Here is an 18,907-nt window from a genome sequence, read left to right as displayed (position 1 = left end):
TCGCTCCCACAGGGTTTTGCGTTTTAACTGAACGGTCATGGCATAATCCGTCACCATTAATTTCCAGCACCTGCAAAGGGGGCAATTCCTTGACCGTTTCAAGTAAAACGTTGCACCTTTTCGGCATCAAAGCCTGCGACACCATGAAAAAGGCGCGCACCTGGCTCGATGAACACGCTGTCAGCTACGACTTTCATGATTACAAAACGGTCGGAATCGACCGTGAACGCCTGACCCAATGGTGCGACGAGCACGGCTGGCAAGTGGTGTTGAACCGTGCAGGCACGACCTTTCGCAAGCTCGACGACGAACGCAAAGCCGATCTCGACCAGCCGAAAGCCATCGACCTGATGCTCGCACAACCCTCGATGATCAAGCGCCCGGTGCTTGATCTCGGTGACCGAACCCTGATTGGCTTCAAGCCAGATATCTACGCGGCAGCGCTCAAGTAAGGCAGCCCGTTCCATTTTTTAGAGGTATCAACATGTCCACTACCCTGTTCAGCCTGGCCTTTGGTGTCGGCACTCAAAACCGTCAAGGCGCATGGCTGGAAGTGTTTTACGCTCAGCCGCTGCTTAACCCGTCGGCCGAACTGGTCGCTGCCATCGCGCCAGTTCTGGGCTACACCGAAGGCAATCAGGCCATCGCCTTCACCACCGCTCAGGCCTCGCAACTGGCTGAAGCGCTGAAAAGCGTCGACGCTGCCCAGGCTGCCTTGCTGACCCGTCTGGCCGAGAGTCACAAGCCGCTGGTCGCGACTATTCTGGCCGAAGACGCTCAACTGACCTCCACGCCTGAGGCTTACCTCAAGCTGCACCTGCTGTCCCACCGTCTGGTCAAGCCGCACGGCCTGAACCTGGCCGGTGTGTTCCCGCTGCTGCCGAACGTGGCATGGACCAGCCAGGGCGCAATCGACCTGGCCGAACTGGCCGAACATCAACTGGAAGCCCGTCTGCGTGGCGAGCTGCTGGAAGTGTTCTCGGTGGACAAATTCCCGAAAATGACCGACTACGTGGTTCCGGCCGGCGTGCGTATCGCTGACGCGGCACGTATTCGTCTGGGCGCTTACGTCGGCGAAGGCACCACCGTGATGCACGAAGGTTTCGTCAACTTCAACGCCGGCACCGAAGGCCCGGGTATGATCGAAGGCCGCGTTTCCGCTGGCGTATTCGTCGGCAAGGGTTCGGACTTGGGCGGCGGCTGCTCGACCATGGGCACCCTGTCGGGCGGCGGCAACATCGTGATCAAGGTCGGCGAAGGCTGCCTGATCGGCGCGAACGCCGGTATCGGCATTCCGTTGGGCGATCGCAACACCGTTGAATCGGGCCTGTACGTGACCGCTGGTACCAAAGTGGCGCTGCTGGACGAAAACAACAAACTGGTCAAAGTCGTGAAGGCCCGTGAACTGGCCGGTCAACCTGACCTGCTGTTCCGTCGCAATTCGGAGACCGGTGCCGTGGAATGCAAAACCCACAAATCGGCCATCGAACTGAACGAAGCGCTGCACGCTCACAACTAAGCAGCGACTCGATGTTAGTCGAGCGGCCGGGCGCGTATCATCAGCGCCCGGCCTGCTCAAACGAGTCTTGACCACCATGCTTGTGCCCTCTCCCTGGCGCGCCGATTTTCCGGCCATCGCCGCATTGCAACGGCAAGACCAGACGTATCTGGACAACGCCGCCACCACGCAAAAACCTCAAGCCCTGTTGGATGCCCTGGCGCATTACTACGCCAACGGCGCGGCCAACGTGCATCGGGCGCAACACCTGCCCGGCGCCCACGCCACCCAGGCGTTCGAGGACAGCCGCAGCAAAGTCGCCCACTGGCTCAATGCCGGCGATTGCGGGCAGATCATCTTTACCCACGGCGCAACGTCTGCGCTGAACCTCCTGGCTTACGGCCTGGAACATCTTTTCAATCCGGGCGATGAAGTTGTCATCAGCGCCCTGGAGCATCACGCCAATCTGTTGCCGTGGCAGCAACTGGCCCACCGCCGCGACCTGAAGCTGGTGATCCTGCCACTGGACGCCGACGGTTTGATTGACCTTGATGCTGCCGCGCAGCTCATCGGTCCTCGAACCCGCTTGCTGGCGGTCAGTCAGCTGTCCAACGTACTCGGCGCCTGGCAGCCGTTGCCCACCCTCTTGACGATGGCCAAGGCGCATAACGCGTTGACCGTGGTCGATGGCGCCCAAGGCGTGGTTCATGGCCGGCACGACGTGCAGGCGCTGGGCTGCGACTTCTATGTGTTTTCCAGCCACAAGCTCTACGGCCCCGACGGTCTGGGCGTGCTGTTCGGTCGCAACGAAGCGCTTGAGCAACTGCGCCACTGGCAATTCGGCGGCGAAATGGTGCTGGATGCGGATTACCACAGCGCACGGTTCCGCCCGGCGCCACTGGGTTTCGAGGCGGGTACGCCGCCGATTGCCGGGGTGATTGGTTTGGGGGCGACGCTGGATTATCTGGCGGGGCTCGATCAGGACGCGGTTTGCGCCCATGAAGCAGCGCTGCATGACTATTTGCTCAAAGGCCTTGAAGCACGCAACGGCATTCGGTTGCTGGGCAAACCGCAACTGGCGCTGGCCAGTTTTGTCGTCGAGGGTGTGCATAACTCTGATCTGGCGCATTTGCTGACCGAACAGGGGATCGCTGTGCGCGCCGGTCATCACTGCGCCATGCCGTTGCTCAAGCGTTTTGAGCTGGCTGGGGCCATCCGGGTATCGTTGGCGCTGTACAACGATTCCGAAGATTTGGAACGGTTCTTTGAAGCGCTGGATCAGGCGCTGGAGTTGTTGCGATGAACTTGCCTGCCGATGCGGCTACAGCGCTGGAGACTTTTCAGAAGGCTGCCGGTTGGGAACAACGGGCGCGGCTGTTGATGCAATGGGGCGACCGTCTGCCGGCGTTGAGCGATGTGGAAAAGGTCGATGCCAACCGGGTGCACGGCTGTGAAAGTCAGGTGTGGCTGGTGGGCGCGCTGGATGACGGGCACTGGCAGTTTGCCGCGAGCAGCGATGCACGGTTGATTCGCGGGTTGGTGGCGTTGCTGCTGGCGCGGGTTAACGGGTTGTCAGCGGTTGAGTTGCAGCAGGTGGATTTGCCGGATTGGTTTGATCAGCTTGGACTGAGTCGTCAGCTCTCCCCATCGCGCAGTAATGGCCTCAATGCCGTGTTACAGCGGATGCGTGAGCTGGCTCAGTAATTCTGTGGCGAGGGAGCTTGCTCCCGCCCGACTGCGAAGCAGTCGTAAAACATTATACGCATCGCAACTGACACACCCCGATGGCATGCTTTGGGGCCGCTCCGCGACCCAGCGGGAGCAAGCTCCCTCGCCACAAAACCCCGCTTAAGGCGTTGGAATTAACTTGTCGGCGGGGCGCCGCACTCCAGCCACAATCTTATCCACAGCCTTGGTCGCCGCGACCATGCCAAAAGTCGCCGTCACCATCATCACCGCACCAAACCCTCCGGCGCAGTCGAGCTTCACACCATCACCGACAAAACTCTTCTGCAAGCAAATGCTGCCATCCGGTTTCGGGTAGCGCAGTTGCTCGGTGGAAAACACGCACGGCACGCTGTAATGGCGGGTCACGGTGCGTGAGAAGTTGTAATCGCGGCGCAAGGTCGAGCGCACTTTCGAAGCCAACGGATCATTGAAGGTCCGATTCAAATCGCACACCTGAATCAACGTCGGATCAATCTGCCCGCCCGCACCGCCGGTGGTGATGATCTGAATCTTGCGGCGCTTGCACCAGGCAATCAGCGCCGCCTTGGCATTCACGCTGTCGATGCAATCAATGACGCAGTCGATGTTCGGCGTGATGTATTCGGCCATGGTCTCGCGGGTGACGAAGTCCGCCACCGCGTGCACGGTGCAGTCCGGGTTGATCCCGCGCAGGCGCTCGGCCATCACCTCAACCTTGGGTTTGCCGACGGTGCTGTCCAGCGCGTGCAACTGACGGTTGGCGTTGCTGACGCAGACGTCGTCCAGGTCGAACAGCGAAATCTCGCCCACGCCACAACGGGCGACGGCTTCCGCCGCCCAGGAACCGACGCCACCGACGCCAACGATCGCCACGTGGGCCGCGCGCAAACGCTCCAGGCCGTCAATGCCATACAAACGGGCGATGCCTGCAAACCGCGGATCTTCTGTACTCATGACCATTACCCCAAAAACCGGCGCGCATTATAGGGCCGTCAGCGGCCAAGAGCATCTTTGGGCTATGAACGGGCGTCTTGACCGTTTTAAACAGGCTACACAGAACAAAGATTTAACCTACAAGGTCCAACGAAAGAACTTAAACCGAGTTGGATTGCCCAACGTCCGGCATTTCCCTGTCCGCTGTACGGTCAGTGAACGCCCGGTGTAGGATGCGCGCCCCCAGCCTCTTGGCAATCGGCCGCCGACCGTTCCTTCGTTCAGCAGCCCCTGGAACCTGAAAAAGCTATGTCATCGCGTAAATTTGGACTCAACCTGGTCGTGGTGCTCGCCATCGCAGCCTTGTTTACCGGCTTCTGGGCGCTGATCAATCGCCCGGTCACCGCCCCCAACTGGCCTGAACAGATCTCCGGCTTTTCGTACTCGCCGTTCCAGCAAGGGCAGTACCCACAAAAAGAGCAATACCCGACCGACGATGAAATGCGTCGCGATCTGGAGATCATGAGCAAGTTGACGGACAACATCCGTACTTACTCGGTCGATGGCAGCCTGGGTGATATTCCCAAGCTCGCCGAAGAATTCGGTTTGCGCGTGACGCTGGGTATCTGGATCAGCCCGGATCTTGCGCGCAACGAGCGTGAAATCCTGCGCGCCATTGACCTGGCCAATACCTCCCGCAGCGTGGTTCGCGTCGTAGTCGGTAACGAGGCGATCTTCCGTAAGGAAATTACCGCCGCCGAACTGAGCGTGATCCTTGATCGCGTCCGCGCGGCAGTGAAAGTACCGGTGACGACTTCCGAGCAATGGCACGTCTGGGAAGAAAACCCGAGCCTGGCCAAGCACGTCGACCTGATCGCCGCCCACGTCCTGCCGTACTGGGAACATGTTCCGATGGAGCAGTCCGGGCAGTTCGTTCTCGACCGCGCCCGGGATCTGAAAAAGATGTTCCCGAAAAAACCGCTGCTGCTGTCGGAAGTCGGCTGGCCGAGCAACGGCCGTATGCGCGGTGGCGCCGACGCGTCGCCGGCAGACCAGGCGATTTATCTGCGGACGTTGGTCAACAAGCTCAATCGCCAGGGCTTCAACTACTTCGTGATCGAAGCCTTCGACCAACCGTGGAAGGCCAGTGACGAAGGTTCCGTGGGCGCTTACTGGGGCGTGTTCAACGCCGCACGCCAGCAGAAATTCAACTTCGAAGGCCCGGTCGTCGCGATCCCGCAATGGCGCGTGCTGGCTATCGGCTCCGTAGTGCTAGCACTGCTGTCCCTGACCCTGCTGATGATCGACGGCTCGGCCCTGCGTCAACGTGGTCGCACCTTCCTGACCTTCATCGCGTTCCTCTGTGGTTCGGTGCTGGTGTGGATCGGTTACGACTACAGTCAGCAATACAGCACCTGGTTCAGCCTGACGGTGGGCTTCCTGCTCGCCCTCGGTGCACTCGGGGTGTTTATCGTTCTGCTGACCGAGGCCCATGAGCTGGCCGAAGCGGCCTGGACCCACAAACGCCGGCGTGAATTCCTGCCAGTAGTGGGCGATTCGGACTACCGACCGAAAGTCTCGATTCACGTACCTTGCTACAACGAGCCACCGGAGATGGTCAAACAGACCCTCAACGCCCTGGCGAACCTCGACTATCCGGACTTCGAAGTCCTGATCATCGACAACAACACCAAGGACCCGGCGGTCTGGGAACCGGTGCGCGACTATTGCGAAACCCTCGGTCCGCGCTTCAAGTTTTTCCACGTCGCGCCATTGGCCGGCTTCAAGGGTGGCGCGCTGAACTACCTGATTCCGCACACCGCCAAGGATGCCGAAGTGATTGCGGTGATTGACTCGGACTACTGCGTCGACCCGAACTGGCTCAAGCACATGGTGCCGCACTTCGCCGATCCGAAAATCGCGGTGGTGCAGTCGCCGCAGGATTACCGCGACCAGAACGAAAGCACCTTCAAGAAGCTCTGCTACGCGGAATACAAAGGTTTCTTCCACATCGGCATGGTCACCCGTAACGACCGTGATGCGATCATCCAGCACGGCACCATGACCATGACCCGTCGCTCGGTACTCGAGGAACTGGGCTGGGCTGACTGGTGCATCTGTGAAGACGCCGAGTTGGGTCTGCGCGTATTCGAAAAAGGCTTGTCAGCGGCGTATTACCACACCAGCTACGGCAAAGGCCTGATGCCCGATACCTTTATCGACTTCAAGAAGCAGCGTTTCCGCTGGGCTTATGGTGCGATTCAGATCATCAAGCGTCACACCGCCAGTTTGTTGCGCGGCAAGGACACCGAGCTGACCCGTGGCCAGCGTTACCACTTCCTCGCGGGCTGGTTGCCGTGGGTGGCGGATGGCATGAACATCTTCTTCACCGTCGGCGCCCTGTTGTGGTCGTCCGCGATGATCATCGTGCCGCAGCGGGTCGATCCACCGTTGCTGATTTTCGCAATCCCGCCATTGGCGCTGTTCGTGTTCAAGGTGGGCAAGATCATCTTCCTCTACCGCCGTGCGGTCGGGGTCAACCTGAAGGATGCGTTCTGCGCGGCATTGGCAGGGCTGGCGTTGTCGCACACCATCGCCAAAGCGGTGCTGTACGGCTTCTTCACCAGCAGCATTCCGTTCTTCCGCACCCCGAAAAACGCCGATAACCACGGCTTCTGGGTGGCGATTTCGGAAGCTCGCGAAGAAATGTTCATCATGCTGCTGTTGTGGAGCGCGGCGCTGGGGATTTTCCTGGTGAACGGCCTGCCGAGCAACGACATGCGCTTCTGGGTGACGATGTTGCTCGTGCAGTCGCTGCCGTACCTGGCGGCGCTGATCATGGCGTTCTTGTCTTCGCTGCCGAAACCTTCGGTCGAGGGCGAGACGGCACCGGCGGTCTAAATCGTTCCAGATGCACTAAACGGCGGCCAATGGCCGCCGTTTTGCTTTAAGATAACCGCCATTTTGCAGGGCTTGGCGTGATATACGGTCTTTCTGACCGTACTCAAAACCTGTGGGAGCGGGCTTGCTCGCGAATGCGGTGTAACAATCAACTTTTATGCTGACTGACACACCGCATTCGCGAGCAAGCCCGCTCCCACATTTAGCCCGCGCCCATATTTCATGTTTTCGGAGTTTTCCATGACGGCCCACGCCGACCTTTCGCCGACCCTTCAACTCGCCATCGACCTGATCCGCCGTCCGTCCGTGACGCCGGTCGACGCCGATTGCCAGAAGCAGATGATGCAGCGCCTGGGCGATGCCGGTTTTGCGCTTGAACCAATGCGCATCGAAGATGTGGATAACTTCTGGGCGACCCACGGTAAACACGACGGTCCGGTACTGTGCTTCGCCGGCCACACCGACGTGGTGCCGACCGGCCCGGTGACCGCCTGGCAGATCGACCCGTTCAACGCGGTGATCGACGAACACGGCATGCTCTGCGGCCGTGGCGCGGCGGACATGAAAGGCAGCCTCGCTTCCATGACCGTGGCGGCTGAGCGTTTCGTCACCGACTACCCGGATCACAAGGGCAAGGTTGCTTTCCTGATCACCAGCGACGAAGAAGGCCCGGCGCACCACGGCACCAAAGCCGTGATCGAACGCCTTGCCGCCCGTAAGGAGCGTCTGGACTGGTGCATCGTCGGCGAACCGTCGAGTACCACCCTGGTGGGCGATGTGGTCAAGAACGGCCGTCGCGGCTCCCTCGGTGCCAAGCTGACCGTGCGCGGCGTGCAAGGTCACGTGGCTTATCCGCACCTGGCGAAGAACCCGATCCACCTCGCCGCCCCGGCGCTGGCCGAACTGGCCGCCGAGCACTGGGACCACGGCAACGATTTCTTCCCGCCGACCAGTTTCCAGATCTCCAACGTGAACTCCGGCACCGGCGCGACCAATGTAATCCCGGGTGACCTGGTGGCGGTGTTCAACTTCCGCTTCTCCACCGAATCCACCGTTGAAGGCCTGCAAAAGCGCGTCGCTGACATCCTCGACAAGCATGGCCTGGACTGGCACATCGACTGGGCGCTGTCCGGTCTGCCGTTCCTCACCGAACCGGGCGCGTTGCTCGATGCTGTCGCGTCGAGCATCAAGGACATTACCGGTCGTGAAACCAAGGCGTCCACCAGTGGCGGCACCTCCGACGGGCGCTTCATTGCGACCATGGGTACTCAGGTTGTTGAACTGGGCCCGGTCAACGCGACGATCCACCAGGTCAACGAGCGTGTACTGGCTGCCGACCTCGACGTGCTGACCGAAATCTACTACCAGACCCTGATCAAGTTGCTCGCCTGATGCTCGCCTGCCCGATCTGCAGCGAACCGCTGAACGCGGTGGACAACGGCGTGGCCTGCCCCGCCGGGCATCGTTTCGACCGTGCGCGTCAGGGTTACCTGAACCTGTTGCCGGTGCAGCACAAGAACAGCCGCGACCCTGGGGATAACCTGGCGATGGTCGAAGCCCGACGCGACTTTTTGAACGCCGGCCATTACGCGCCGGTGGCCAAGCGTCTGGCGGAACTGGCCGCTCGGTACGCACCGCAGCGCTGGCTGGACATCGGTTGTGGCGAGGGTTACTACACCGCGCAAATCGCCGAGGCCTTGCCGAACGCCGACGGTTACGCACTGGATATTTCCCGGGAAGCGGTCAAACGCGCCTGCAAACGTAACCCGCAGCTGACCTGGTTGATCGCCAGCATGGCCCGGGTTCCGCTGGCCTCTGGCAGCTGCCAGTTTCTCGCCAGCGTCTTCAGCCCGCTGGATTGGGAGGAAGCCAAACGCCTGCTCAGCCCCGGCGGCGGTTTGATGAAAGTCGGGCCGACCAGCGGCCATCTGATGGAATTACGCGAGCGTCTGTACGACGAAGTGCGTGAATACACCGATGACAAGCATCTGGCTTTGGTGCCGGAAGGCATGGCGCTGCAGCACAGCGAAACCCTGGAATTCAAACTGACGCTGGAAAAGGGTCAGGACCGGGCGAACCTGTTGGCCATGACGCCCCACGGCTGGCGCGCCAGTGCTGAGCGCCGGGCGGCGGTCATCGAACAGGTCGAGCCGTTCGAGGTCACCGTTTCGATGCGCTACGATTACTTCGTACTTCAATAACACCTTAATTTTTTGGTCTTCGGCATTTGTCGTAGGCCGGCTAAATCCGCGAATGGATTTTTCAGACCCGCAGTGAGGACATCCATGCGCCAACCCGATATCGAGATTTACCTGAAAGACGCCGACGTCGACTACAAGGCCGTCGCGGCCTGGCTCGGCACTGCTTTGGGCCCATGCACCGACTGGGTCCAGAAAGGCCAGACCTACAAGTGCAAGGCCGGCAACATGTCGGTCACCTGGTTGCCAAAAGCCGTGGGCAAATGGAACAGCCTGTTCCTGGACAGCGACCAGACCCCGTGGGAAGACGACATCGCCTGCGCCCGCGCAGCCTTTGCCGCGCTGAACGTCGAAGTGCGTTGCGCACCGGGTAGCTGGGTCGAGGAAGAAGGTGAAGAGACGGCCGATCGCTGGATGCGCATTAGCGCGGACGGTGAAGAAGAGATCACCTGGAAAACCGTCTAAGAGCAACGCCGATCAAATGTGGGAGCGGGCTTGCTCGCGAATGCGGTGTATCAGTCGACATCAACGTTGACTGATACACCGCATTCGCGAGCAAGCCCGCTCCCACAGTGGTTTTGGGTGATCTGGAGAATGGGTTTACAGCCCCACCACATCCTCAGCCTGCAAGCCCTTCTCGCCGGTCACCACGCCGTATTCAACCTGCTGACCCTCAGCCAACGAGCGATGCCCTTCGCCGCGAATCGCGCGGTAATGCACGAACACGTCCACCCCGTCCTCGCGCTGAATGAAGCCGTAGCCCTTGGCGTCGTTGAACCACTTCACATTGCCGGTTTCACGCGTAGCCATGAATCAGTACCCCCTTATTTTTATTTTGAACGGCCGAGTATATGTCAGCCTTCAAAACTCTCAACTCACTTTACTTAGCCGCTTTTTTGCCGATTTTCAGCGAATACGGCACACTATCGGCCACCCGAGCAAACGCTCGGTTTTATTCACTCATGCAGATGCCGTATGACCCGTTCCCCGTTCCGCCGTCTTGTGTTTGGCACCCTGCGCCGACTGCTCTACCTCTGGGTTCGCTCGGAGACGATCAATCAGTCGTCGTTCACCCTCAACCTCGACCGCAGCCGTCCGGTGTTCTACGTCCTGCAAAACCCTTCGCTGACCGACCTGGCCGTGGTCGATACCGAGTGCAGCAAGGCGGGTTTGCCCCGCCCGGTGTTGCCGGTCTCGGTAGGTACGCTGGAGGAGCCCGCCGCGTTCTTTTACCTGACGCCAGAGCCCGATTGGCTCGGCCGACAGGATAAACGTGGTGCACCGCCGACCTTGACTCGCCTGGTCAGCGCCCTGAGCCAGAACGCCGCCGAAGACGCGCAGATCATTCCAGTCAGCGTGTTCTGGGGTCAGTCGCCAGACAGCGAATCGAGCCCATGGAAGTTGCTGTTCGCCGACAGCTGGGCAGTCACCGGGCGCCTGCGCCGGTTGCTGAGCATCATTGTGCTGGGGCGCAAAACCCGCGTGCAGTTCTCCGCGCCGATCCATTTGCGCGAGCTGATCGACCACAACAAGGGCCACGAGCGCACCGTGCGCATGGCCCAACGAATTCTGCGGGTGCACTTCCGCAACCTGAAAGCGGCGGTGATCGGTCCGGACATTTCCCACCGTCGCAACCTGGTCAAGGGCCTGCTGAATCAGCCGCTGGTCAAGCAAGCGATCCTCGACGAAGCCGAGCGCGAGAACATCTCTCCGGAGAAAGCCAAGGCCCTGGCCCTGCGTTATGGCAACGAGATCGCCTCCGACTACACCTACACCGCGATCCGCTTCATGGAAGTGGTGCTGAGCTGGTTCTGGAACAAAATCTACGACGGCATCAAGGTCAACAACATCGAAGGCGTGCAAAAGGTCGCCCCGGGTTACGAAGTGATCTACGTGCCCTGCCACCGCAGCCACATCGACTACCTGCTGCTGTCCTATTTGCTGTTTCGCAACGGCCTGACCCCGCCGCACATTGCCGCCGGGATCAACCTCAACATGCCGGGGATCGGCGGCCTGCTGCGTCGCGGCGGTGCGTTCTTCATGCGCCGTACCTTCAAGGGCAACCCGCTCTACACCTCGGTGTTCAACGAATACCTGCACACCCTGTTCACCAAAGGCTTCCCGGTGGAGTACTTCGTCGAGGGTGGCCGTTCGCGTACCGGGCGCATGCTGCAGCCGAAAACCGGGATGCTCGCAATCACTCTACGCAGCTTCCTGCGCTCGTCGCGTATGCCGATCGTGTTCATCCCGGTCTACATCGGTTATGAACGCGTGCTGGAAGGCCGGACCTACCTTGGCGAACTGCGTGGCGCGACCAAGAAGAAAGAATCGATCTTCGACATTTTCAAAGTCATCGGCGCGCTCAAGCAGCGTTTCGGTCAGGTGGCGGTGAACTTCGGCGAGCCGATCAAACTGGCGGAATTCCTCGACAGCGAGCAGCCGGACTGGCGTAAACAGGAACTCGGTCCGCAGTTCAAACCGGCGTGGCTCAACGAAACTACCAACCGGTTGGGCGAGAAAGTCGCGCAGCACCTGAACGAAGCGGCGGCGATCAACCCGGTCAACCTCGTGGCCCTGGCGCTGCTGTCCACCAGCCGTCTGGCGCTGGATGATCGCGCTATGGCGCGCGTGCTCGATCTGTATCTGGCGCTGTTGCGCAAGGTCCCGTATTCGCCGCACACCACCCTGCCGGAAGGTGACGGCCGCGCGCTGATCGAGCATGTGAAGGACATGGATCTGCTGTCCGAGCAGAGCGATGCCCTGGGCAAGATTCTGTATCTTGACGAGCAGAACGCCGTCCTGATGACCTACTACCGCAACAACGTTTTGCACATCTTCGCCTTGCCGGCGTTGCTGGCGAGCTTCTTCCAGAGCGCCTCGCGCATGAGCCGCGAACAGATCCTGCGCTACAGTCGCGCGCTGTATCCGTACCTGCAATCGGAGCTGTTTATTCGCTGGTCGCTGGAGGAGTTGGATGAAGTGATCGATCAATGGCTCGAAGCCTTCGTCGAACAAGGTCTGCTGCGTTTTGAGAATGACGTTTACCTGCGTCCAGCACCGAGCTCACGGCATTTCGTACTGCTGACCCTGCTGTCGAAAAGCATCGCCCAGACCTTGCAGCGCTTCTACATGACGGTCTCGCTGCTGCTCAACAGCGGTCAGAACAGCATAAGCGCCGAAGAGCTGGAAGACCTCTGCACGGTCATGGCCCAGCGCCTGTCGATTCTGCATGGCCTGAACGCCCCGGAGTTCTTCGACAAGAGCCTGTTCCGCCACTTCATCCAGACCATGCTGGATCTGGACGTACTCAAGCGAGACGAGGCCGGCAAGCTGAGCTATCACGAACTGCTCGGCGAACTGGCCGAAGGCGCTGCCAAGCGGGTGTTGCCGGCGGAGATTCGTTTGTCGATCCGGCAGGTCGCGTTACATCGCAGTGAAGATGCGGCGGATCAGGCTTAGTTGGAGTCGGCGGTAACTTTCTGACAATAACTATAAGAACAAGGATGTTCTTATAACCTGTCAATTATGGATTAATAGAGGCCCACTTGAATCCCGATACGGATATCGCGATGAACCCATTAGAAAACACCAACAACTACGTCACTCTAACTTTCAGTTTGCCTGAAGACTTTCTACCCCCCGATGATGGCGAAGGCGAAACCTGTATAAGCGTGCAAACTGCCAACTCAACCACTTTCATAAAAGTTGCGCAATCCCGCAAACCGGAACTGTATAGCGGGCGTTGGAATTTTTCATTCATGCACAACTATTCCGATGTCAGCGTCAAATACCTTGTAACGATCAGCATGACCCACAACGGCGTTCCACTGCTGATTGACCTGGACTACTTCGTGATTGTCCATCGTGCGCCGCACCGACAAACCCTGCATCTTAGCCCTGTCGGCCGCCTTTACCTCCAGGCACAGGAGCCTAAAGCGGTTCAACCTGAACACGCAGTAACTGTTGTCGCCCACGAGCACGACGATACCGCTGCACAACTGACTCAAATACATATCAGCGAAAAAATGGCGGAGGCTTTTTACCTGGAATACGATCCGGACACTGTCGTACCTGGTAAACGCTATACCCTGACCGCGACTGAAAATGAATACCGCAATTCAATTGAGGTATATCCCCGATCCGTTGTATTGAAACCCTTTAGTAGAATTTGAAAAATTCGCATATCAAAAGATCCATAGGGCGAAATCACCGGAAAAAACCGTTAAATTGTCGTTGGTGCTCGTCTACTTCGGGCGCCAACGACAGGGATTTAACTTATGAAAAAACTCTTGCTTCTGGGGCTTACTGCCTTGCTCGGAGCCTGCCAAACCCTACAACCTGCCGCCAAAACCAACCTTGAAGGCGAAGTCTTCTACCTGCAACGCATTGCCCTGCCGCCCAGCGCCATCTTAAGCGTCAGCTTGCAGGACGTTTCCCTGGCCGATGCGCCCGCCGTGGTCCTCGACGAACAGAAAGGCCCGGTCAAAGGCCAGGTGCCGCTGCCGTTTCATCTGAGTTACGATCCTACGCAGGTCAAACCGGGTCATCGCTATTCGGTCAGCGCACGGATCGAAGTCAACGGCGAGCTGATGTTCATCACCACCGAACATCACGCAGTGCAGTTGGATGCCAGCGACCCGCAGCCACTGAAAATCCGCGTCGACGCCGCCCGCTAATTCTCTATTTTGAACAAGGAAGCTGCCATGTTCCGCCCTACCCTTCGCTTTGCCGGCCTGTGCGCAGGCTTGATGATCTCCGCCAGCGCCCTGGCGCTGTCGCTCAGCGACCTGTCGCAAAGCGACGCCACCGGCGGCCTCAAGGATGCCCTGACTCAAGGTGCGCAACTGGCCGTGAAACAACTCGGCACGCCAGGCGGCTTCAGCAACAACCCGGACGTGAAAATCGAACTGCCGGGCAAACTGGGCAAAGTCGCCAGCAAGATGAAGCAGTTCGGCATGGGCGACCAGGTTGATCAGCTGGAAGCCAGCATGAACAAAGCGGCTGAAACCGCCGTGACCCAGGCCCAGCCAATCCTGGTGGATGCGGTGAAAAAGATGAGTGTGGAAGATGCCAAGGGCATCCTCAGCGGCGGCAATGACTCGGCCACGCAGTACCTGAGCAAAACCAGCCGCGAACAGATCCGCGTCAAGTTCCTGCCAATCGTCAAGCAAGCCACCGATCAGGTAGGCCTGGCCAAGCAGTACAACTCGTTCGCCGGGCAAGCCGCGACGATGGGTATGGTGGATGCGAAGAGCGCCAATATCGAAAGCTACGTGACCGAGCAGGCATTGAACGGTCTGTTCGAGATGATTGGTAAACAGGAAGAAGCCATCCGCCAGAATCCTGCGGCGGCAGCGACCAGTTTGGCGAAGAAGGTGTTTGGCACCCTCTAATACTCTCTCCCGCTGATCAGTTAAGGCGCAGAACCTGTGGGAGCGAGCTTGCTCCGGGCGGCGTTCCGACGATGGCGGTCTTACATTCAACACATACGTTGCCTGCCAGTCCGCTATCGTCGGAACGCCGCCCGGAGCAAGCTCGCTCCCACAAGGATAGCGGTGCTCAAATCCTTAACTGATCGGCATTACCCACTCACGCCCCATCTTCCGCTTCTCTAACACTCGGCATACGCCAGACTTTTCCGACAAGCCTCGGTGAAATGCTCATAGCCCAGTGCAGAATGCAGTGCCATGCCTTTGATCAGTGGATGAAGGTAATCCACTTGATCGGGATCGTTGTGGGGCTGGTTGATCCACGTCGACAACACCCGCAATCGTGACACCAGCCCTGCTGCGGGCGGCGGTGTATGCACGGTGTTGCCCTCGCCGTCCTGTACCACCACATCATCGTTGCCCCTGAACGCCCCCGGCGAATATTGCGTGTCATCAATGCCCTCGACACCCACCCGGTGCATGGCTGAAATCAGTTCGACACTCAGGGCGTCATACCGCTTTTCCCAGGCGAAATTCATCATCTTGAAGTTGCCGATCACCATTCGCTCATCCGGCGTGCGCGGCAGGCGATTACGCTTGAGCATGTCCTTGGCCACGCGCGTGGTGGTCGCCGCGCCTTCGAGCTGGCTGCTGCTGATGGCTTCGTCTTCGATCAAATCGTTAAGCAGATAGCTGAAGTGCGCATGCTCGCCAATCTGACTGGTCATGTACTCCAGCGAGGCCGTTGTGGCTTGTCGATCGACGGCGGAAATAGCTTTCTGCGCCAACGGCGTGAGCATGAATTTGCCCCATTGAAGCGGCTCGCCCAGCGGCAAAAGACTTGAGTACTGCGCAGTCCGGGCTTTCTTCACCAGCGCCCAGCATAGATTCGAATCCAGCCCCGGCGCCCAGCGGTAGCGCAACTCATCGAAAGGCAGATAACGCCCCTGATCGTCCAGCGGCTTGAGCAAGACCAGGTAGTCCGAGAGGCGTTCCTTGTGGGGCGACTTCCCCAGCAGGTCGAATACCGGGTCGGTCCTTCCCCTCAAAATGGGTGGCTTTTTCATTATTGCTGTCTCAAAAACTCGTAAAACTGAGTCTTGAGTACAGCATCCCGATCCCTCTGACTCAATATCAGAGGGATCTGAAATACACGTAGGACGTCAGGCCGGGTCCTTCTTGATCCGGAACCACGCCGCATACAGCGCCGGCAAAAACAGCAACGTCAACGCCGTCGCCACAATCAACCCGCCCATGATCGCCACCGCCATCGGACCGAAAAACACGCTACGCGATAGCGGAATCATCGCCAGCACCGCCGCGAGTGCAGTCAATACAATCGGCCGGAAACGCCGCACCGTGGCTTCAATAATCGCCTGCCAAGGCTTGAGCCCGGCGGCGATGTCCTGCTCGATCTGGTCCACCAGAATCACCGAGTTACGCATGATCATCCCGGACAGCGCGATCGTCCCGAGCATGGCGACGAAACCGAACGGCTGGCGGAACACCATCAGGAACAAGGTCACACCGATCAAACCCAAAGGCGCCGTCAGAAATACCATTACCGTGCGTGAGAAACTGCGCAGTTGCAGCATCAGTAACGTCAGCACCACCACGATGAAAAGCGGCACACCGGCCTTCACCGAGTTCTGCCCGCGAGCCGAGTCTTCCACCGTGCCACCGACCTCCAGCAAATACCCGTCTGGCAGTTCGGCGCGAATCGGATCGAGGGTCGGCATGATCTGCGTCACCAGCGTCGCCGGTTGCTCCTTGCCATAGATGTCGGCGCGGACTGTCACGTTCGGCAAGCGATTGCGGTGCCAGATGACGCCTTCTTCGAAGCCGTATTCCAGGGTCGCAATTTGCGACAACGCTACGCTGCGACCGTTGTCAGTCGGCACCGCCAGGCTTGGCAGCAGCGACAGTTCGGTGCGTTCGTGCAACGTGCCGCGCAACAGAATCTCGATCAACTCGTTGTCTTCACGGTACTGGCTGACGCTGGAACCGGTCAGAGAGCTTTGCAGGAACTTCGACAGGTTCGCGGTACTCACGCCAAGCGCCCGGGCGCGGTCCTGATCGACGTTCAGATAAACAACTTTGCTCGGTTCCTCCCAATCCAGATGGACGTTGACCACATGCGGGTTCTCGCGAACCTTGGCGGCCACTTTACGGGCCAGCGCGCGAACTTCCTCGATGTGCTCACCGGTCACCCGGAACTGCATCGGATAACCAACTGGCGGCCCGTTCTCCAGACGTGTCACTCGCGCGCGCAGTGCCGGGAATTGTTCCTTGAGGGCTTCGATCAGCCAGGTGCGCAGGACTTCGCGCTCCTCAATGGTTTTGGCCAGGACTACAAACTGCGCGAAGCTTGCTGCAGGAAGTTGTTGATCCAGCGGCAGGTAAAAACGTGGCGAACCGGTGCCGACGTAAGCGACATAGTTGTCGATACCGGCGTGATCCTTGAGCAGTGTTTCGAGGCGTTTGACCTCATCGCGGGTGTTGCTCAACGAGGCGCCTTCCGCCAGTTTCAGATCGACCATCAACTCCAGACGACCCGATGCCGGAAAGAACTGTTGCGGCACAAAGCGAAACAGGATGACAGAACCGATAAACAACACGGCCGTCAGGACAATGACCGTCTTGCGCCGCCGTACACACCACTCCACCAGGCGTCTGACGCGCTGATAAAACGGCGTGCCATAAGGGTCAGGCTGGCCGTCGCCGGTGCCATGTTTGGCTGCATGAATCTTCGCCAGATCCGGCAGAAGTTTTTCCCCCAGATAAGGCACAAACACAACGGCGGCAACCCACGAGGCCAGCAACGCGATGGTCACCACCTGGAAGATCGAGCGCGTGTATTCACCCGTGCCAGATTGCGCAGTGGCAATCGGCAGGAAGCCGGCAGCGGTGATCAGCGTGCCGGTGAGCATCGGGAATGCGGTGCTGGTCCAGGCGTAACTGGCCGCCGTGATCCGGTCGAAGCCTTGCTCCATTTTGATCGCCATCATTTCCACGGCGATGATCGCGTCATCCACCAACAAACCCAGCGCCAGTACCAATGCCCCGAGGGAAATCTTGTGCAGGCCGATTCCCAGGTAATACATGCAGGCGAATGTCATCGCCAATACCAAAGGAATCGCCAGCGCGACCACCATGCCGGTGCGCACACCGAGGGAGAAGAAGCTCACCAGCAGGACGATTGCCAGCGCTTCCACCAGCACCTGAACAAATTCACCGACACTGCTTTTCACGGCGGCGGGCTGGTCGGAGACCTTGCGCAGCTGCATACCGGCAGGGAGATTTTTCTGGATCCTGTCGAACTCGATTTCCAACGCCTTGCCCAGCACCAGAATGTCGCCACCGTCCTTCATGGCCACGGCCAGACCGATGGCGTTTTCCGCCATGAAGCGCATGCTCGGCGCCGGCGGATCGTTGAAACCCCGACGCACATCCGCCACATCGGCGATGCGGAACGTACGATCTCCGACGCGGATCGGGAAGCTCTTGATCTCTTCGACCGTCTGAAAATTCCCCGTGACGCGTAGCTGCAATCGCTCGCTGGAGGTCTCGAAGAACCCGGCGGTGGACACCGCGTTCTGCTCTTCAAGGGCCTGCTGCACCGCCGACAAAGGTAGACCGAGAGTGGCGAGTTTGACGTTGGAGAGTTCGATCCAGATCTTCTCGTCCTGTAACCCGAGCAGATCGACCTTGCCCACATCCTTGACCCGTTGCAGCTGAATCTGCACGCGGTCGGCGTAGTCCTTGAGTACCGCGTAATCAAAACCTTCGCCGGTCAGCGCGTAGATGTTGCCAAACGTTGTGCCGAACTCATCATTGAAGAATGGCCCCTGGATGCCCGGTGGCAGGGTCTGACGAATGTCGCCGATCTTCTTGCGAACCTGATACCAGAGGTCCGGGATTTCCACCGAGTGCATGGAATCGCGGGCGACGAACGTCACTTGTGATTCACCCGGACGGGAGAACGAAACGATGCGTTCGTACTCGCCGGTTTCCATCAGCTTCTTTTCAATGCGCTCGGTGACCTGGCGCGACACCTCCTGCGCCGTGGCCCCCGGCCAGTTGGTCCGAATCACCATGGCCTTGAAGGTGAACGGCGGGTCTTCACTTTGGCCGAGTTTGGTGTAGGACAGTGCGCCGACAACGGCCAGCAAGAGCATCAGGAACAGTACGATCTGGCGATTACGCAGTGCCCATTCGGAAAGATTGAAACCCATCGGGGA

The 18,907-nt window shown here is 59.3% G+C and carries 15 protein-coding genes and 1 pseudogene; 12 read left to right on the top strand and 4 right to left on the bottom strand.

Annotation, left to right across the window (positions count from 1 at the left end; translation table 11 throughout):
- Positions 1-89: 89 nt before the first annotated feature.
- The 4 genes from ACSQ87_RS06735 to ACSQ87_RS06720 all read left to right on the top strand — a co-directional run bounded on the left by ACSQ87_RS06735 (position 90) and on the right by ACSQ87_RS06720 (position 3,202).
- Positions 90-452 (top strand): ArsC family reductase, encoded by a 363-nt coding sequence (locus tag ACSQ87_RS06735; protein WP_223433355.1) that lies wholly within the window; start codon positions 90-92, stop codon positions 450-452.
- Between the two features lie 32 nt (positions 453-484).
- Positions 485-1,519: a 2,3,4,5-tetrahydropyridine-2,6-dicarboxylate N-succinyltransferase gene (dapD, locus tag ACSQ87_RS06730; RefSeq protein ID WP_123365799.1), complete on the top strand. Its 1,035-nt coding sequence runs from the start codon at positions 485-487 to the stop codon at positions 1,517-1,519.
- A 76-nt stretch (positions 1,520-1,595) separates the two neighbouring features.
- Positions 1,596-2,801: an aminotransferase class V-fold PLP-dependent enzyme gene (locus ACSQ87_RS06725; RefSeq protein WP_223433354.1), complete on the top strand. Its 1,206-nt coding sequence runs from the start codon at positions 1,596-1,598 to the stop codon at positions 2,799-2,801.
- On the top strand, positions 2,798-3,202 hold the full coding sequence (locus tag ACSQ87_RS06720) for a SufE family protein (protein WP_223433353.1): 405 nt from the start codon (positions 2,798-2,800) through the stop codon (positions 3,200-3,202). The genes ACSQ87_RS06725 and ACSQ87_RS06720 overlap by 4 nt, the downstream gene beginning before the upstream one ends.
- Positions 3,203-3,346: 144 nt before the next feature.
- On the opposite strand, the gene tcdA is transcribed toward ACSQ87_RS06720, so the two are convergent.
- Positions 3,347-4,165: a tRNA cyclic N6-threonylcarbamoyladenosine(37) synthase TcdA gene (tcdA, locus tag ACSQ87_RS06715; protein WP_411741512.1), complete on the bottom strand. Its 819-nt coding sequence runs from the start codon at positions 4,163-4,165 to the stop codon at positions 3,347-3,349.
- A 282-nt stretch (positions 4,166-4,447) separates the two neighbouring features.
- Between tcdA and ACSQ87_RS06710 the strand changes: the two genes are divergently transcribed.
- The 4 genes from ACSQ87_RS06710 to ACSQ87_RS06695 all read left to right on the top strand — a co-directional run bounded on the left by ACSQ87_RS06710 (position 4,448) and on the right by ACSQ87_RS06695 (position 9,702).
- Positions 4,448-7,039, top strand: coding sequence for a glycosyltransferase (locus tag ACSQ87_RS06710; RefSeq protein ID WP_223433351.1), 2,592 nt, complete (start codon positions 4,448-4,450; stop codon positions 7,037-7,039).
- Positions 7,040-7,279: 240 nt separating this feature from the next.
- A complete protein-coding gene (gene dapE, locus ACSQ87_RS06705) occupies positions 7,280-8,431 on the top strand; it encodes a succinyl-diaminopimelate desuccinylase (RefSeq protein ID WP_008146697.1) in 1,152 nt (383 codons plus the stop codon).
- Positions 8,431-9,240, top strand: a complete 810-nt coding sequence (locus ACSQ87_RS06700; protein WP_223433689.1) for a putative RNA methyltransferase — start codon at positions 8,431-8,433, stop codon at positions 9,238-9,240. The genes dapE and ACSQ87_RS06700 overlap by 1 nt, the downstream gene beginning before the upstream one ends.
- An 84-nt stretch (positions 9,241-9,324) precedes the next feature.
- Positions 9,325-9,702: a hypothetical protein gene (locus ACSQ87_RS06695; protein WP_223433690.1), complete on the top strand. Its 378-nt coding sequence runs from the start codon at positions 9,325-9,327 to the stop codon at positions 9,700-9,702.
- 135 nt (positions 9,703-9,837) lie between these two features.
- Here the strand turns inward: ACSQ87_RS06695 and ACSQ87_RS06690 are convergent, their stop codons facing one another.
- Complete coding sequence (locus tag ACSQ87_RS06690) at positions 9,838-10,047, bottom strand: cold-shock protein (RefSeq protein WP_008146705.1); 210 nt, start codon at positions 10,045-10,047, stop codon at positions 9,838-9,840.
- 165 nt (positions 10,048-10,212) lie between these two features.
- Here ACSQ87_RS06690 and plsB point away from each other — a divergent pair, with 165 nt between their 5' ends.
- The 4 genes from plsB (at position 10,213) to ACSQ87_RS06670 (ending at position 14,630) form a co-directional block, all read left to right on the top strand.
- Positions 10,213-12,696, top strand: coding sequence for a glycerol-3-phosphate 1-O-acyltransferase PlsB (gene plsB / locus ACSQ87_RS06685; protein WP_223433573.1), 2,484 nt, complete (start codon positions 10,213-10,215; stop codon positions 12,694-12,696).
- A gap of 86 nt (positions 12,697-12,782) precedes the next feature.
- Positions 12,783-13,409: a hypothetical protein gene (locus ACSQ87_RS06680; protein ID WP_436273569.1), complete on the top strand. Its 627-nt coding sequence runs from the start codon at positions 12,783-12,785 to the stop codon at positions 13,407-13,409.
- Positions 13,410-13,514: 105 nt separating this feature from the next.
- On the top strand, positions 13,515-13,913 hold the full coding sequence (locus ACSQ87_RS06675) for a YbaY family lipoprotein (protein ID WP_223433571.1): 399 nt from the start codon (positions 13,515-13,517) through the stop codon (positions 13,911-13,913).
- 27 nt (positions 13,914-13,940) lie between these two features.
- The gene (locus tag ACSQ87_RS06670) at positions 13,941-14,630 is read left to right on the top strand and encodes a DUF4197 domain-containing protein (protein WP_223433570.1); all 690 of its coding nucleotides are present in this window, start codon (positions 13,941-13,943) and stop codon (positions 14,628-14,630) included.
- A gap of 263 nt (positions 14,631-14,893) precedes the next feature.
- Here ACSQ87_RS06670 and ACSQ87_RS06665 read toward each other — a convergent pair.
- Together ACSQ87_RS06665 and ACSQ87_RS06660 are read right to left on the bottom strand one after the other, a co-directional pair.
- A pseudogene (locus ACSQ87_RS06665) lies at positions 14,894-15,733 on the bottom strand (Fic family protein); the annotation flags it as partial.
- Between the two features lie 96 nt (positions 15,734-15,829).
- Positions 15,830-18,901: an efflux RND transporter permease subunit gene (locus ACSQ87_RS06660; protein WP_223433569.1), complete on the bottom strand. Its 3,072-nt coding sequence runs from the start codon at positions 18,899-18,901 to the stop codon at positions 15,830-15,832.
- Positions 18,902-18,907: the final 6 nt, after the last annotated feature.

The organism is Pseudomonas sp. LjRoot277 (assembly GCF_964253845.1).
Taxonomy (GTDB): Bacteria; Pseudomonadota; Gammaproteobacteria; order Pseudomonadales; family Pseudomonadaceae; genus Aquipseudomonas.
This window is presented reverse-complemented; position numbering and strand designations above follow the sequence as displayed.